At 43.0% G+C, this 16,887-nt stretch carries 17 protein-coding genes; 15 read left to right on the top strand and 2 right to left on the bottom strand.

What is annotated here, in order from left to right; all coding sequences use genetic code 11:
• Positions 1 to 7: 7 nt before the first annotated feature.
• The 4 genes from G4V62_RS09050 to G4V62_RS09035 all read left to right on the top strand — a co-directional run bounded on the left by G4V62_RS09050 (position 8) and on the right by G4V62_RS09035 (position 3,078).
• Complete coding sequence (locus tag G4V62_RS09050) at positions 8 to 385, top strand: ribonuclease FAU-1 family protein (RefSeq protein WP_165201388.1); 378 nt, start codon at positions 8 to 10, stop codon at positions 383 to 385.
• A 373-nt stretch (positions 386 to 758) separates the two neighbouring features.
• Entirely contained in the window at positions 759 to 1,322 is a 564-nt protein-coding gene (locus G4V62_RS09045; RefSeq protein WP_165201386.1) for a DUF4256 domain-containing protein, read from the top strand.
• A gap of 95 nt (positions 1,323 to 1,417) precedes the next feature.
• Positions 1,418 to 1,774, top strand: coding sequence for a DUF2200 domain-containing protein (locus G4V62_RS09040; protein WP_165201384.1), 357 nt, complete (start codon positions 1,418 to 1,420; stop codon positions 1,772 to 1,774).
• A gap of 401 nt (positions 1,775 to 2,175) precedes the next feature.
• A complete protein-coding gene (locus tag G4V62_RS09035; RefSeq protein ID WP_246218352.1) occupies positions 2,176 to 3,078 on the top strand; it encodes a methyl-accepting chemotaxis protein in 903 nt (300 codons plus the stop codon).
• A gap of 242 nt (positions 3,079 to 3,320) precedes the next feature.
• On the opposite strand, the gene pflA is transcribed toward G4V62_RS09035, so the two are convergent.
• A complete protein-coding gene (gene pflA, locus G4V62_RS09030; protein ID WP_165201382.1) occupies positions 3,321 to 4,046 on the bottom strand; it encodes a pyruvate formate-lyase-activating protein in 726 nt (241 codons plus the stop codon).
• Between the two features lie 95 nt (positions 4,047 to 4,141).
• Positions 4,142 to 6,388, bottom strand: a complete 2,247-nt coding sequence (gene pflB, locus G4V62_RS09025; RefSeq protein WP_165201380.1) for a formate C-acetyltransferase — start codon at positions 6,386 to 6,388, stop codon at positions 4,142 to 4,144.
• A 335-nt stretch (positions 6,389 to 6,723) separates the two neighbouring features.
• Between pflB and G4V62_RS09020 the strand changes: the two genes are divergently transcribed.
• The 11 genes from G4V62_RS09020 (at position 6,724) to G4V62_RS08970 (ending at position 16,886) form a co-directional block, all read left to right on the top strand.
• On the top strand, positions 6,724 to 7,578 hold the full coding sequence (locus G4V62_RS09020) for a PHP domain-containing protein (RefSeq protein ID WP_165201379.1): 855 nt from the start codon (positions 6,724 to 6,726) through the stop codon (positions 7,576 to 7,578).
• 25 nt (positions 7,579 to 7,603) lie between these two features.
• Positions 7,604 to 8,236: a DapH/DapD/GlmU-related protein gene (locus G4V62_RS09015; protein ID WP_165201377.1), complete on the top strand. Its 633-nt coding sequence runs from the start codon at positions 7,604 to 7,606 to the stop codon at positions 8,234 to 8,236.
• 14 nt (positions 8,237 to 8,250) lie between these two features.
• The gene (locus G4V62_RS20565) at positions 8,251 to 8,961 is read left to right on the top strand and encodes a GntR family transcriptional regulator (RefSeq protein WP_165201375.1); all 711 of its coding nucleotides are present in this window, start codon (positions 8,251 to 8,253) and stop codon (positions 8,959 to 8,961) included.
• 3 nt (positions 8,962 to 8,964) lie between these two features.
• Positions 8,965 to 9,396: a phosphonate C-P lyase system protein PhnG gene (phnG, locus tag G4V62_RS09005; RefSeq protein ID WP_165201373.1), complete on the top strand. Its 432-nt coding sequence runs from the start codon at positions 8,965 to 8,967 to the stop codon at positions 9,394 to 9,396.
• Between the two features lie 14 nt (positions 9,397 to 9,410).
• On the top strand, positions 9,411 to 10,004 hold the full coding sequence (gene phnH / locus G4V62_RS09000) for a phosphonate C-P lyase system protein PhnH (protein ID WP_246218351.1): 594 nt from the start codon (positions 9,411 to 9,413) through the stop codon (positions 10,002 to 10,004).
• Between the two features lies 1 nt (position 10,005).
• Complete coding sequence (locus G4V62_RS08995) at positions 10,006 to 11,139, top strand: carbon-phosphorus lyase complex subunit PhnI (protein WP_165201369.1); 1,134 nt, start codon at positions 10,006 to 10,008, stop codon at positions 11,137 to 11,139.
• A 3-nt stretch (positions 11,140 to 11,142) separates the two neighbouring features.
• Positions 11,143 to 11,985: an alpha-D-ribose 1-methylphosphonate 5-phosphate C-P-lyase PhnJ gene (locus G4V62_RS08990; protein WP_165201367.1), complete on the top strand. Its 843-nt coding sequence runs from the start codon at positions 11,143 to 11,145 to the stop codon at positions 11,983 to 11,985.
• Positions 11,986 to 12,001: 16 nt separating this feature from the next.
• The gene (locus tag G4V62_RS08985) at positions 12,002 to 12,847 is read left to right on the top strand and encodes an ATP-binding cassette domain-containing protein (RefSeq protein WP_165201365.1); all 846 of its coding nucleotides are present in this window, start codon (positions 12,002 to 12,004) and stop codon (positions 12,845 to 12,847) included.
• 18 nt (positions 12,848 to 12,865) lie between these two features.
• A complete protein-coding gene (gene phnM, locus G4V62_RS08980) occupies positions 12,866 to 14,044 on the top strand; it encodes a phosphonate metabolism protein PhnM (RefSeq protein WP_165201363.1) in 1,179 nt (392 codons plus the stop codon).
• Between the two features lie 7 nt (positions 14,045 to 14,051).
• Positions 14,052 to 14,780, top strand: coding sequence for a phosphonate C-P lyase system protein PhnL (locus G4V62_RS08975; protein WP_165201361.1), 729 nt, complete (start codon positions 14,052 to 14,054; stop codon positions 14,778 to 14,780).
• A gap of 603 nt (positions 14,781 to 15,383) precedes the next feature.
• Positions 15,384 to 16,886, top strand: coding sequence for a malate:quinone oxidoreductase (locus G4V62_RS08970; RefSeq protein WP_165201359.1), 1,503 nt, complete (start codon positions 15,384 to 15,386; stop codon positions 16,884 to 16,886).
• Position 16,887 lies beyond the last annotated feature (1 nt).

Genomic DNA, 16,887 nt, shown 5'->3' with positions numbered 1-16,887 from the left:
AGTCGCTATGGAACTTGAGCAAGGAAAAATCATCTCATATTACTGTAATGTTGCCATGCCGTCTGTGATTAGAAACGACGAACTGAGCTTCGTCGATTTAGACTTAGACTTGGTGAAGGAAAGCAATGAGGATTGGAAGGTTGTGGACGAAGAAGAGTTTACAATGAATAGTCAAACGTATCATTACCCCGCTGCACTAAAAGACAATGCCATTAAAGCATTAGCAACACTTAAAGAGAAGGCCAAACAGGAAAGCTTTCCTTTTGATGAGGCTGTCTTAAAGACGTTGAATCTTAAAGACGACGATGCGGATGGAGAGAATAGTCTTTTAAATGCGGAGACTCCGCCAAAACGAGAAAGGGAACATGAGTCATGCACTATTTAAACAGACAATGAATGAACAACACGCCATTGAAATACTTGGTTGGAAATACAAGAAGCCTTATGATATTTATAACAATGAAGTGTTTGCTGATATATAAATAAAAAATGTGGATTTAGCTGAATCGGTTCCGGTAAAATGTATAAAAGCAGATGGATAAGAAAAAGTATGGTCATAGCAAACAAAAGATGGAATTCGCGAATATGGCCGACTTCACGACGAATGAAGACAGCCGTAAAATAATATAGGAAGCAGTGACCAAAGATCGAAATTGGGGATTTTTTGAGATGAGAAGCAGTGCGTCGAGAGTGTAATTTTTTCGACATTCCAATAAACGTCGCAAATCATTGGTGTATCACATCGAGGGAGGTTCAATATGAACAATCAAAAACAGTTGTCACCAGAACAACGCGCAGAACTGCTCAGCGCTTTGAAAGCACGGTTTGAGAAAAACATGGATCGGCATCCGGAGCTTGAATGGGCGCAAGTACAAGCAAAGCTGGAAGCCCATGCTGAAAAATTATGGTCTCTTTATGAAATGGAAGCCACTGGAGGAGAACCGGACGTGGTTGGTCATGATGCGGACACTGGAGAATTGACTTTTTATGATTGTTCCGCAGAAAGTCCTAAAGGTCGCAGAAAAGTTTGTTACGACCGCGCAGCCCTGGATGCTAGAAAAAAATATAAACCAGAAAACAGCGCAATGGACATGGCCGCCGCCATGGGCATCGAGATTTTAACAGAAGCTCAATACCGCGAGCTGCAGAACACAGGGAATTTCGATACGAAAACATCAAGCTGGCTGCACACACCTGAAGAGATCAGAAAACTCGGTGGCGCGATCTTTGGTGATTTTCGCTATGGCAGTGTCTTTGTATATCACAATGGGGCAGATTCTTACTATGGTGCGAGAGGATTTCGGGGAGCGCTAAGGGTGTAAGAAATTGATGACGATACGTCAATGATACCGATCAGAATTTTAATGTGCGAGCTTTACCAAAAGCTCTACGAAAAACCAGATAAGGAATGGTGCGCATGACCAAGCATCGAATTTATAAGATGAGTTTCGCAAGCGTCTATCCTCATTATGTCACGAAGGCAGAGAAAAAAGGGCGGACGAAAACAGAGGTTGATGAAATCATCCGTTGGTTAACGGGTTACAGCGAGAAAGAATTAGAAACGCAATTGGAAAACGAGACAGATTTTGAAACATTTTTTGCGAAAGCGCCCAAGCTGAATCCTTCACGGGCTCTGATCAGAGGCGTCGTCTGCGGAGTTCGGGTGGAAGACATCGAAGAACCTACGATGCAGGAAATCCGCTATTTGGATAAGCTGATTGACGAACTTGCAAAGGGAAAAGCCATGGAGAATATATTGAGGAAATCATGCTAAAAGCAAAGCCATACTGATTCCATCAGTGCCAATCGTATGTCAACAAGAAATTGGCGCCATCAATTTTATCGTTGTCTGCGATTTTTAAGTTTATGTTGTAAAAAATCATTAAAAAATGAACGCTGTCCAGGATTGATGAAAGCAAAAACAGGGTAAACATAAAAAGTGCAAATCGTTCTACATCTGAAAGTGTACCATTAAAGATTGTTTTACGTTACATAAGATCTATAGATTTGCCACTTCTAGATGCATGTTGTCATGTGTCAGTGAACGTGTAAGTGTCAACAGTCAAATTTAAAGGCGGCTGAATTTTTTCCTGTCTTTATCTTTTTTTATGTATAAAATAGAACTAAAGTCCTTATTGATCCATGAGCATAAAGTCTATATGTAGGAGGGAAAAGATGAAACGTTTCCTTGAACATCGTCAGCGCTTTGTATTTGATGCAGTCGTGAACAATTTAGCGATTATTGAATTTGGAATAGATCGGAGGGTGTCTTACGTCAACGATATATTCGCTAAGCAAATGGGCTTCTTTCATAAAGAGGAACTGATCGGAGTGCATCATAAAACGTTGTGTTTTGATTCGTTTGTAAATAGCCCTGATTATGAGCGATTTTGGAAAGGGTTATTGAATGGTCGCAGTCATCAGGACAAAATTTGTAGAAAAGATGCGAATGGCCATGCGGTTTGGCTGGAAGCAACCTATATGCCTGTGTTTGATCAAGGGGAGATCATAGGAATATTAAAAATTGCTACAGATATTACGAACCGACAACAAAATATAAGTGAGGTCGTCGAAAATCTTCAAGAAATGGCTGCTCAATTTTATGAAAAAGCGGAACAAGGCATTCAAAACCATCGCGTTCTCACAAGTAATGTAAAACAGATCGCCCAAGACTCCCAAGACAATACACAAATCCTTTTACGTGTAAAAAATCAAGCAGGGGATATCGAAAATGTTGTAAAAACGATCAGGGACATCGCGGCGAAAACAAATATATTATCATTAAATGCGGCCATTGAAGCAGCAAGAGCTGGAGAACATGGGAGAGGCTTTGATATTGTCGCTCAAGAAGTACGAAAACTGTCCCAACAAGTAGATCAGTCTATTCATGAAGTCAAAGACAACATTGAGAAGATGATGCTTGAGATTACGAACATTACCGAGGGCATCATGGAATCTAAGAAAAGTGTTGAATTCGGAGTCGAACAAATTCAAGTCGCAGCAAGTGGTTATGAAGATATACTAAAGTCAGGGGAAACGCTAAAGCAAGAAGCCGACAGGTTAAGAACGATTATATAGTGATTGGCTGATTTGTCGTGACGTTAAGATGTTTTGAGCTCTTGCGTCGATTATAACAATGATGAATGTATGTTCATCTGAGACTTTTTGACAACGGTTCCCCCAGTCTAGTATTAATAATGTCATGTTATTATACGATGTTTTCTCAGTAACCGAGCGATTTTCACAGTAAATTGTCCTCAAGTGCTTGTGAAAATCATACGAAGGGGGAACTCCCCCTATGAATGCAATTGAATTTCCCTTCACGTAATTGACAACAGCTCTTCCGCTCGTTGGATTTCTGCTTCTGTAGGCGGTTCCACGCCGGCAAGTGGATAGTCCAGGTTTAATTGCTCCCATTTGTATACACCCATTTTATGATAGGGGAGGATTTCGACCTTTTGGACATTACCGAGTTTAGTGATGAGTTTGTTTAGTTCGGTGAGTTCTTGTGGATCGTCGGTTCTCCCAGGGATGAGGACACGGCGAATCCAGACAGGGACGTTTTTGTCGGCTAAGAGCTTGGCAAATTTCATAATGTGGGCATTTGGCATGCCGGTCAGCTGCTTGTGTAAATCCTTATTTAAATGCTTTATGTCTAGGAGGACAAGGTCGGTCATTTTTAATAATTCATTCACTTTGTTTAAAAAGGCAGGGCTTTCCCGGAAACATCCAGCTGATGTGTCAATTGCGGTGTGCAAACCGAGCTTTTTACATTCTTTAAACAACTCTAGCAGGAAGTCGATTTGTAGTAAGGGCTCTCCGCCACTTACTGTAATACCTCCGCGCTTTTTAATATATGGAAGGTAATCTTGCAAATCTGTGATGATGTCTGCAACACTTTTTTCGATGCCGCCCTTAGTATCCCAAGTGTCGGGGTTATGGCAGAATTGGCAACGAAGCAGGCATCCTTGTAAAAAGATGACGTATCGTAGTCCAGGTCCATCTACAGTTCCGCACGTTTCAATGGAGTGAATTCTTCCGATCATAGGTCAAGCCCCCTTATTTAAATGGAAGGGCAGGGAGGCTTGCCCTTCCGACAGATCCGGTTTAATTGCTACTTTTCGCTTAATCAACAGCGATATTACATGTTTTTATGGAAGGTCCGATTAATGACATCAATCTGTTGTTCCCTCGTTAATTTAACGAAATTGACCGCATAGCCGCTCACACGAATCGTTAGCTGTGGATACAGTTCAGGATGCTCCATGGCATCTTGCAGTGTTTCGCGGTCAAACACGTTGATATTTAAGTGATGTCCTTCTCGTAATGCATATCCGTCGAGAATGGAGACGAGGTTTGCTTTGCGGTCATCCATCGTTTTTCCAAGTGCTTTAGGCACAAAGCTCGTCGTATTGGAAATACCGTCTAAAGAATTTTCGTAAGGTATTTTAGCGACACTGTTTAAAGATGCTAAGGCTCCGGATTGATCACGACCGTGGAGCGGGTTAGCCCCTGGGGCAAAAGGTTCTCCAGCACGTCGGCCATCTGGTGTGTTTCCTGTTTTCTTACCGTAAACGACATTTGACGTAATGGTGAGAATGGACAATGTCGGAACTGCGTTTCGATACGCAGTATGCTGACGGAATTTGTTCATGAATTTATTGACAATCTCGACAGCTAATGAATCGACCGCATCATCGTTATTCCCGTATTTCGGGAAATCGCCTTCGATGCGATAATCGACTGCTAGACCATCTTCATCACGAATGACGTGGACTTTTGCGTGTTTGATCGCACTCAAACTGTCAGCGACAACACTTAGTCCAGCAATACCGCCAGCCATAGTGCGAATGACATCTTTGTCATGCAATGCCATTCCAATCCGTTCATACGCATATTTGTCGTGCATGTAATGGATGACGTTTAATGTGTTCATATACAGTTTAGCTAACCAGTCTAAAACGACATCGTATCGTTCCATAACTTCTTCAAAGTCTAGTACATCAGAAGTAATTGGGCGAAGCGGTGGTGTCACTTGCATTTTCATTTTTTCATCAACACCGCCATTGATCGCATACAAGAGTGCTTTGGCGAGGTTCGCACGTGCCCCAAAGAATTGCATTTGCTTGCCAATTTCCATCGCACTCACACAGCAGGCAATGCCATAATCGTCACCATAATGCTTGCGCATGAGGTCATCGTTTTCGTATTGAATTGAGCTTGATTCGATAGACATTTTCGCACAATAGTTTTTAAAGTGCTCAGGTAATTTCGTTGACCAAAGAATGGTCAAGTTCGGCTCAGGAGCAGGTCCTAAGTTTGTTAATGTGTGCAAGAAACGGAATGAGTTTTTCGTCACAAGCGGTTCGCCTTGTAAGCTGATTCCGCCAATCGCTTCAGTTACCCAAGTAGGATCACCACTAAATAGTTCATTATATTCAGGCGTCCGTGCAAATTTTACGAGACGAAGCTTCATGATGAAATGGTCAATCATTTCTTGTGCTTCTTGTTCAGTTAGATTGCCTTCGTTTAAGTCACGTTCAATATAAATGTCTAAGAACGTTGATACACGTCCAAGACTCATCGCCGCGCCGTTTTGTTCTTTAATGGCGGCCAAGTAAGCAAAATACAACCATTGAATCGCTTCTTTGGCATTGGTGGCAGGTTTGGCAATATCAAAACCGTAAGCCGCAGCTAGTTGCTTTAACTCGTGTAATGCCCGAATTTGTTCTGAATGCTCTTCACGCTGTCGAATAATCTCTTCTGACATCACACCGTCATTTTCGAGCTGCATGTACTCTTCTTGTTTATCCTTGATTAAGAAGTCGACTCCATAAAGGGCAACGCGTCGATAGTCCCCAATAATTCGACCGCGGCCGTAAGCATCTGGTAAACCGGTGATAATCCCTACCTTCCGAGCTTTCTTCATATCAGAAGTATAGGCGTCGAATACGCCCTGGTTATGGGTTTTTCGATAGTCAGTAAAAATGCGTTCCGTTTCTTCCTCCAGCTCATAGCCATAAGACTCACAAGCGTTTTTCGCCATGCGAATGCCGCCAAATGGCATTAATGAACGTTTAAAAGGTTCGTCTGTTTGGACACCTACGATCGTTTCTTTATCTTTATCTAAGTAGCCCGGACCGTGGGACGTAATCGTGGATGGGATTTTCGTGTCCATGTCGAGCACGCCGCCCGCTTCACGTTCTTTTACGGTCAGTTCTGATACGCGTTTCCATAAATCTAGTGTATTTTCAGTTGGTGCAGCTAAAAATTGTTCATCGCCTTCATAGCATGTGAAATTCCTTAAAATAAAGTCTCTTACATCCACTTGATGTTCCCATTTCCCTGATTGAAAAGTTCGCCATGGGGTAATTGTAGCAGTAGCCATTGAGCGACCTCCTTTGGAAGTGTTGGTGAATCTACTATTATTATAACAAATAAGAATAATTTGTGAAAGAATTCACATGAAATTCTTTTAGACAATTTGTTTGGCGGAGATTTCTACGTTGAGTATATTACAGTTAAATCAATCCGTTAAACACTTGATTTCCCGAGTGTTTAACGGTTTTTTTATGGGGAACAACGTGTTTTACAGCAAATGAAATCAATAATTTACATAGCATTTACAAATCTTTAACCTTTGCAACTTGGTACCAAGTTAGACTAGGTCTGTACTTAAAAATTGCTGGCAATGCAAATGCGACTGAGCGAAAGGAGCTAGCTATGAAAGTAGAATTACACTGTCATACGACCGTATCTGATGGCTCATATACTTTTCTTGAGTTGTTGGACTTAGCAGAAAAAGAAGAGGTCGGTTGTTTAGCTGTCACAAATCATGATACGACAAAGGATATTGTTGAGATGATCGCTATCGGAAAAGAGCGCGGTATTGACATCATTCCTAGTATAGAAATCTCAGCTTTTGATTTTTTAAGAAAAAGAAGAGTGCATATTCTTGGCTATTTTATTGAACCTGGACACGAGGCAATCGAGCAACTGTGCAGCCCGCTCGTCACTCAACGTCATCAAGCGAGCTTGCAAATGATCGACAAGTTGATCGCAGCTGGATACGAGATTACCTTAGAGCAGGTCATGACATACGCAGAAGGTGGCACAGGGATTTATAAACAGCACATTATGCGCGCCTTAATTGATCAAGGATATACGTCAAGCTATTTCGGTGATTTATATAAGAAGCTTTTTTCCAGAGGACAGAACGGCATGGAAGTTGGCATTGCATATATTCCATTAGAATATGTCGATGCGAAAGCAGCAGTTGCAGCGGTTCGCAAAGCAGGCGGTGTACCTGTCCTTGCGCATCCTGGACAGTACGGCAATTTTGAAGCTGTTCCCGAGCTTGTCGAAGGCGGCTTGCAAGGCATTGAAGTGTGGCATCCACTTCATGACAAAGAAGATGAAACGTTGGCACAAGAGTTGGCGCACAAATACGATTTGGTCATGACGGGTGGGTCGGATTTTCACGGAATTTATGGAGAAAAAGACGTAACGTTAGGCAGCAAGAGTCCGGGAGCATCTTGTCTTGAAGAGTTAAAGCAAAGAAAATCGACGTCAGACTAGATTCAATGGAAGGAAATGATCTCACTTGAAGCATATTCACCAGCCACAACGTCACTCCCTGCTCTCAGCTGAACCAAACATTCACGAGAGCAGCCATATTCTTAACAGTTCTGCCGGTCAATGGGTCTCGATTGGACCACACAACAAAATTGTTGAAGCGAAAATTGATAATTATACGTACACGATGGACGATGTCACGATCAACTACAGTGACATTGGAAAATATACGTCAATTGCGTCGCATGTATGCATAAATCCGACAGACCATCCGATGGATCGCGTCACCCAGCATCATATGACGTATCGACGAAAAGATTATCACTTGGCTGAGACAGATGACGAGACCATCTTCGCTTGGCGGCGGAGTCATCGGGTCACGATTGGGCACGATGTTTGGATCGGGCACGGCGCGATCGTCATGAAGGGCGTCACTATAGGAGCAGGGGCAGTCATCGGTGCTGGCGCTATCGTTACGAAGGATGTCGAGCCTTACTCTGTCGTCGTAGGTGTGCCGGCACGTCCGATTAAAAAACGGTTTGCTCAAGAGGTCATCGACACGTTATTGGACATCGCTTGGTGGGATTGGCCACGACACATTTTGGAAGAGCGTTTCTACGAACTAAATGACTTAGATACATTTATTGCAAAATATAAGTAAAGGAGGGGAATGAAGTGCCTGAGGAATTAGACATTGTTGATCACTTAATTGCACATCTGCAGGGAGAAAAATACGAAGCTGATGATCAATTGCCATCCGAAAATGAATTAGCACATCTATTTCGTGTGCCACGCATCACGGTCAGAAGGGCGTATGAAAGACTTCAAGAACTTGGCTATATTTACACGAAGCAAGGAAAAGGCAGGTTTGTAAAGGACCGTCAGAAAAACATTCCGATCGTCTTGTTCACATATAAAAGCTTTAGTAAAAGAATGCTCGAGCTCGGATATAACTATGAGTCAAAAAATATTTTCTGTGAACCAATTGAGTATAACGACAAGATTTATCGGGCGCTTCAAGTTGAAGAGAACGAGCGGGTATTTAAGATCGGGCGGCTGCGCATCGTCGATCACGTCCCAATCGCCTTGCACATCTCCTATGTAGCTGAGCATATGTTTGACAACATTGAACAGCAAGGGAATAACATCACGTCAATGTATGACTTTTACCAAAGTAAGGGATATACAGACCTTCGCTCAAAAGAGATTAGGTTACAGATGACTTATGCCAATAAGTATGAGCGAGAATGGTTCGCTTGTTCAGGTTTGATTCCACTAATGGTCGTAGATTCGGAATGCGTCGATTTTAATTCCGGAAAGACAGTGGAGTACAGCAAGGTTTTGTACCGAGGTGACTATTTTACTTATAGCGTTGATGGAGGATAAAGGATGAAGCGAAAAAAACGTACGGAAATATTGATTAATGGTTCCCTAGAGCTCTCTTCTTCGATGGCTCAAGAAGTGTCTGATCGCTATTCAGTGACGACGATTGAAGAGCCGAATCAAGGACTCATTATGGTCAAAATGAGAGAAAGTGCCCAAAACAGTTTATTTTATTTAGGAGAAGTGCTTGTGACAGAGTGCAGAGTGCAAATTGAAGACAAGATCGGGTTAGGTATCGTAAAAGGGATTGAGCCGGAGCTTAGTTATCAACTTGCAGTGATCGATGCCGCTTACGAAGCGAATTTACCAGAAACAAACGAATGGGCGACGAAGTTACAGGCTGAAGAGGAAAAGCTTGTCCGCGCCCGTAAAGCAAATGCGGCGAAAGTCCTTAGAACGAAAGTAAACTTTGAAACAATGGTCACGGACCAAGATTGAGAGGAGCAAACTTGATGAAGATAGATTTGGTCCATGATATTCAAACGTTGTACCGGAAAGTCGTCGATGCCATGTCTAGGCCTGGGGTGCTCTCCGATTTGTCGGCGGAGTGTAACAGCGTGAAAGAAGAAGACGGTTGTTATCATTCGAGCTTGCTGTTGGCACTGATGCTTCTCGATACGGAGGTTACCTTTCATGTCGTATCACATCAGGGAGAGGCAGTCAAAAATCGTTTTTACCAATTGACTTATGCGAAAACGGCGGAAATTGGCGAAGCTGATTTTATCTTTGTGACGAGAGAAGCAGTAAATGAAGACCTAAAGCAAGTGCTTTCCAAAGCGAAAGTTGGTGAGCTCAACGATCCGCATGATTCAGCATTGATCATTATAGAAGTCGATTCTCTTACTGAGGGTCATACGCTGAAGCTCACTGGTCCGGGTATTAAAGATGAAAACGAAGTCCAAGTCAGTACCGATTTGGCTTGGTTATCGCTTCGGGAGCAGAGAAACAGTGATTATCCACTTGGTGTTGATATGGTCTTTGTCGATGCCGATCATCAGATGCTCTGCCTGCCGAGAACGACTAAAGTTTTACAGCAGGAGGTCTAGTATGGGATACGTAGCGGTTAAAGGCGGGGCGTCCGCCATTGAAGAGTCATTAAAACGAATTCAGTATGAAAGAATAAAACAGGGCACTGTCCTTGATATGAAAGACATTGAGGGTGGCATGAGAGGCTTGATAGACCAAGTCATGTCAGAAAGCAGCTTGTACAGCGAAACGCTCGCTGCGCTCGCCATTAAGCAAGCAGAAGGAAATCCTGAAGAAGCTGTTTTTCTACTACGAGCATACCGCTCGACACTACCGAGAAAGCATTATTCAAGAACGGTGACGTCAGAAGGGATGGCTGTTGAAAGAAGAATTTCCGCCAGCTTTAAAGACATTCCAGGTGGTCAAATTCTTGGTGCATCGCTTGATTACAGTCATCGTCTGCTCGATTTTGCTTTACTCGAAGAAACCGAATCAGGAGTGAAAGAATGGCTCACTGCTTTTGAGCAAGAACAAGAAGATGAAAGTGTTGCGCTTGACGACACACAGGATGTCTCGCAACTTCCAAAGGTCATTGACTATTTGCGAAGAGAAGGTCTTGTTGCCAGTTGCCCAATCGATCATAGCGAGCCTTATGATGTAACGAGAAAAAGTGCAACCTTCCCTTCCAGCCGCAGTCAAAAACTGCAGATGTTAACGAGGGGCCAAACAGGCGCAGTAACCTCACTGGCCTATGCAGTGATTCGTGGATATGGCGATGTTCATCCTACCGTTGGAGAGCTTAGAGTTGGGACGTTGCCTATCTACATCGATAACCCCTTACATTCAGATTCGGATGAGGAAGATACCTATTATATTGGCGATATTAAGGCGACAGAAGTAGAAATGCTGATTCCCGTCACGATAGAGAAGGAACGAGGAAAGAAAGAGCTGTCGTTTGAATTTGGTTACGGACTTTGCTACGGACAGAATGAAACGAAGGCGATCTCGATGAGTATTTTGGACAAAAGTCTAGAGGCAAACAATGAGAACGTACCGACGCAAAACGAGGAATTTATCTTGCAGCATATCGATTCTGTAGAATCCACAGGCTTTATCTCGCACTTAAAATTGCCGCATTACGTCACTTTCCAATCAACGCTAAACGATGTTCGCGGCACAAAGCGTGAGCAGACAACAGATGATGAGGAGGTGTAAGGGATGCAGATAGAATATAATTTTGCTTTTTTTGATGAAGGATCGAAAAGAGAAATTAGAAGAGCGACATTAAAAGCCATTGCAATTCCCGGATACCAAGTGCCATTTGCTTCAAGAGAGATGCCGATTGGTCGTGGCTGGGGAACGGGCGGACTTCAGCTCACCTTATCATTAATCGGGAAGGCTGACTCGCTGAAAGTGATTGACCAAGGTTCTGATGAGTCTGTGAACGCGGTCAGCATTAAAAAGCTTGTCCAGAAGACAACAGGTGTGCCAGTGGTGGAAGATACCGAGGACGCGACGCTCATTCAATCAAGACACCGCGTTCCTGAAGTGCCGTTAAAAGCTGGACAAATCCTAGTGCTGCAAGTGCCGCTTCCCGAACCATTGCGACCATATGAGCCGAGTGAAGAGAAAACGAAAAAGCTACATGCAGAAAAAGACTATAGTGGCGCATGGCTTATGCTGTTCGAGCAGATTATGAAATTTCGAAAAATGTCGACCGGTGCAGATCATCCGGTTTGGGTGCACGACAGGTATGTCATGGCTCCAAGCCCAATTCCGAAATTTGACAATGATAAGCTAGATCATTCTGAAGCGTTGATTTTATTAGGAGCCGGTCGCGAGAAAAAAATATATGCTGTACCACCACATACAAATGTCGTTTCGCTCGCTTTTGCTGACGTTCCGTTTGAAAAAGAATCGTTTCCGGGGCAAAGCTGTAAGCAGTGTGGAGCGAACGATACATTTTTGGATGAATTAATTGATGAAGAAACGGGACAAGTCTATTACTTGTGTAACGATACGAACCATTGCATCAGTCGGATGAATGAACAATTTTCATAGGGAGGTGAACCGAGAAATGATTGAATGGGAAGCGCCAGTATTAACTATTCAGCAATTAAACAAGCAATTTGGAGACGGGTGCAGCAACTGTGAAGATAAGGAAAATCGAAAATTGGAAAAGAACTACTGTCCAGTGTGCGGCACTGTCTACTCTTGTCAGGATGTCAATATAGACCTCTGGGCAGGGGAAGTGTTAGGAATCGTCGGTGAAAGTGGTAGTGGTAAATCCACTTTGATGAAATGTATTTATTTCGATCAAATGGCGACGAGCGGCGAAGGCTACCTTCAGCATTATAAAGACGGAAAAAGCAATATGTTTCAAGCGTCTGCACAACAAACAAAGACGATTCGCAACGAATACATGGGCATGGTTTATCAAAATCCGGTTCATGGGTTACGCATGGATTTTACTTCAGTCGGTAATATCGCTGAGAAAATGATTGCGGCTGGTAATCGACACGTTGGATCGATGGAAGGAAGAGCAAAAGAGCTTTTGGAGCAAGTAAACATTCCGTTATTTAGAATGATGGATGCGCCAAAGACATTTTCTGGTGGCATGCAACAACGGGTGCAGATTGCGAAAGCACTGTCCAATCGCCCGCCGATTTTATTGCTAGATGAAGTCACGACAGGGCTTGATCTCTCGGTTCAAGCAGATGTCCTCGATTTGATCAAACAATTGCAGATGGAACTAAATATAGGGATGATTCTCGTGTCGCATGACCTCGGCGTCATTCGTATGATGGCCGACCGAACGATGGTAATGCTTGATGGCAAAGTTGTCGAAGAAGGCCTAACCGATCAAATTTTAGAAGATCCTCAGCACGTTTATACACAACAGCTCGTACACTCACTGTTGTAATATTGAAGGAGGTAATCCATGTATTTAATTACGAACGGTCTCATTGTCACAGAGGATGCGATTTTGCAAGGGTACGACCTTCTCATTCAAGATGATCGTATTGCAAAGATTGCTTTACAAGGGGAAATTGAGCCTCATGAGGAAGTAGAAATCGTTGATGCACGCGGCGGTTATGTGTCCCCGGGGTTTATCGATATTCACTCTGACTATATTGAGCATATGGCAGCCCCAAGACCCACTTCATTAATCGATTTTGAACTTAGTCTCATCGAAACGGAGAAGCACCTTGTCTCTCACGGAATTACGACGATGTATCATTCGCTGGCGATCTTTAAAGCGGGTGAATTTAACTATCGTCCAATCCGCGAGCCAGAAAATATGAGGCGTTTAGTTGATCAAATTGAACAGACACATCAAAGCAAACATCTCGTACGTCATCGATTTCATGCACGATTTGAGATCGATAATATCGAAGAGATTGACCAATTGAAAAATTATATTACTGAGGAAAAAGTTCATTTGATCTCGTTTATGGATCACACACCGGGACAAGGTCAGTATCGAGATTTGGAAGGGTACCGTGAAACGCTAAAAGGTTATAATGATTTGTCGGATGAACAAATTGTCGATATCATTAATGACCATCAGTCTAAAGAGAAGCTGACGACAGAAGGACTGCAAGAGATTGCTCAATTGGCTGCAGAATATAACATTCCAATCGCTTCTCACGACGACGATACAATTGAAAAATTAGAAATTGTTGAAAGCTTCGGTGCCGAGATTAGCGAATTTCCAATTACGATGGAAGTAGCGATGAAGGCGAAGGAAAAAGGAATGCATACGGTCGCTGGCGCACCAAATGTCATCTTAGGGAAATCGCACAACGGAAACCTGTCTGCGTCAGAGGCTGTGAAAAATCAGTGCATCGACATTTTATGCAGCGATTATTATCCGGCGTCCTTACTACACGCAGTGTTTGTTCTCGAGAATAAATATCAAATGAATTTGATTGACATGTTTAAGCTTGTTTCCCTGAACCCTGCCAAAGCGTTAAACATCGACCATGACATTGGCTCGATCGCAGAAGGCAAAAAAGCAGACGTGTTGATTATCGAAAAAAATGAGCGTGATTATCCAGTGATCACAACCGTATTTGTCGACGGTCAGGTCATGCAAAGAACCAACTATAGGAGGTGACGACGATTTGGGCAACATACTTACTGTTGAAGGTTTATCTAAAACGTTCCACTTGCAGAACTTGAATAAAGAGATTAAAGCGATCGACAACATCAGCTTTCATCTTCAGCAAGGTGAATTCGTCGGCATTACCGGTAAGAGCGGGAGCGGAAAATCGACGATTTTAAAGTGTGTTTACCGTACGTACGTCCCGCAGGATGGGGTCATTACATACAACTCCTCCCTATATGGATCAGTCAATCTTGCGCAAGTATCAGATCGGAAAATGATTGAGCTGCGTAAAAAGGAGATTGGGTACGTCTCGCAATTTTTAAACGTGATGCCTCGCACGACGGCAAGAGAGTGTGTCAAAAAGGCAGTGATGGAGATGGGGCACCCAGAAGATTTTGCCGAACGAGAGACAGAAGCGATGTTGACGCATTTTGAACTCGACCAAGAGTTGTGGGACAGTTATCCAGCAACGTTTTCAGGTGGAGAGAAGTTGCGTTTAAATATCGCCAGAGCGATGGTGAAGCGCCCGCGCTTGCTATTGCTTGACGAACCGACAGCAAGCCTAGATCACGCCTCAAAAATGAAAGTGAAAGATTTAATTGAGCGATTGATGAACGAAGGTACGACAATGCTAGGCATTTTCCACGACTTAGAGTTCATGGAGAACCTATGTCACCGCCAATATGTGGTTCGTGAAGGAGCCATTCAAATGGAGGAAAGGCGTGACGGCATCTCTTTATCATAATTTTTCTGTTTCCAAGCACAAAAGACAAAGTGTTAGGGAGTCAGAAAGAACTGCATATCCTCAAGATGTGAGTCAGCATTGAGCGGTTTGAATTAGTCAGGGCAGAGACGCCCTGGCTTTTTTGGATGTAGCTTTTTCATTGAGAAGAAGTATGCACCTATTCACATATGCATTTACCTTTGCTTAGTTTCATCGTGTTTTCAGCCTGTCTGATTGATTAGGAGCGGGAAGGAAGCAAAGTGTGACAACACATGAACAACAGCTTCATCGACAGTTTAATGTCAATTCTCTATGATAAATGATGTATTTTGTAATGATTCCGGTATGTGGTGTGGTATGATAAGTAAAGGTGAATATCAAGATGAAGCACCATACATTAGAGTGAAAAACAGAGTATTCAAGGTTGTTTTTCTGTGTTTATGTCTACGTCTACCCCGCTAGTCAGCACCAATGTATTTACAAAAGGTGGTAGGTGCTCTCATCTATTAACCTATGATAAGGTAATCATAGAAAAACAAAAGCGTGTGCAAATTGGTGGCGCCTAGCCTTAGTGTGCCGCCTATCTTTATATAGAAATTATTTTAGAAAAAAAGGTTGATAAAAATGGGCAATAGTAAAACGACGACCGACGTCATCTTAATTGGCGCCGGAATCATGAGTGCGACATTAGGAACGCTCTTGAAGGAACTAGTACCAGACTGGGACATTACCGTTTTGGAAAAGCTCGGAAGTGCAGGTGAGGAAAGCTCAAACGAATGGAATAATGCAGGAACAGGTCATGCGGCATTATGTGAATTGAATTACACTGTCGAAAAGCCGGATGGCTCAATTGATCTGAGCAAAGCAAATAAAATCAACGAACAATTTCAAGTATCGATGCAGTTTTGGTCTTACCTCGTGAATCAAAAACGAATCCAAAACCCACAGGAGTTTATTATGCCGTTACCTCATATGAGTATCGTGCATGGGGAGCAAAATGTAGCGTTTTTGAAAAAACGGTATGAGGCAATGGTGCGCAACCCGCTTTTTAAAGGCATCGAATTTTCTGATGACCCTCAGAAGTTACAGAAATGGATTCCACTGATGATGCAAGGTCGCCAAGTCAATGAACCAATTGCGGCGACAAAGATTGACTCAGGTACGGATGTGAACTTCGGCGCTTTAACGCGTAAACTATTCGAACATTTGTACCGCGAAAATGTCGACATTCAATATAAGCGTCAGGTGGATGATGTAAAGCGTACGAGCGACGGCTTGTGGGAAGTGAAAGTGCGTAACTTGGACACAGGTCAGGTTGAGCGTCACAAAGCAAAGTTTGTTTTTATCGGTGGCGGGGGAGGTAGCCTGCATTTACTACAAAAATCAGGTATTCCTGAAGGGAAGCATATTGGCGGTTTCCCTGTAAGCGGTCTATTTATGGTGTGTAAAAATCCGGATGTCGTTGCTCAGCATCAAGCGAAAGTCTACGGCAAAGCAAAGGTCGGTGCGCCGCCAATGTCGGTTCCGCATCTTGATACGAGATACATCGATCATAAACAATCGTTATTATTTGGTCCGTTTGCCGGTTTTTCCCCAAGATTTTTAAAGACGGGTTCTCTGTTTGATTTGCTCACATCGGTGAAACCGAACAACGTATTAACAATGCTTGCAGCAGGCGCTAAACAGATGGCTTTGACAAAATACTTAATTCAGCAAGTCATGCAATCAAAAGAGCAACGTATGGAAGAGCTACGCGAATTTATCCCAAACGCAAAAATCGAGGATTGGGATTTAGTTGTTGCTGGTCAACGCGTGCAAGTGATTAAAGATACAGAGACCGGCGGTAAAGGAACACTTCAATTTGGTACGGAAGTCATTACTTCTGAGGACGGATCAATTGCTGCTTTACTAGGCGCTTCTCCAGGTGCTTCTACAGCAGTACAGGTCATGCTGGATGTCATTAAACGATGCTTTCCTGAGCATCTAAATGAATGGGAATCAAAAATAAAGGAAATGATTCCTTCATACGGTATGTCTCTCATCGAACATCCTGCACTATTGCAAGATGTCCATCAATCGACAGCACAAACACTCGGTTTAAGTGATAAAAAGTTAGTTATACGTTAAA

Origin of the sequence: Litoribacterium kuwaitense, assembly GCF_011058155.1 — a bacterium.
GTDB classification, from domain to species: domain Bacteria; phylum Bacillota; class Bacilli; order Bacillales; family DSM-28697; genus Litoribacterium; species Litoribacterium kuwaitense.
The sequence above is the reverse complement of the archived record's forward strand: the minus strand, read 5'-3'. Positions and strand labels throughout refer to the sequence as shown.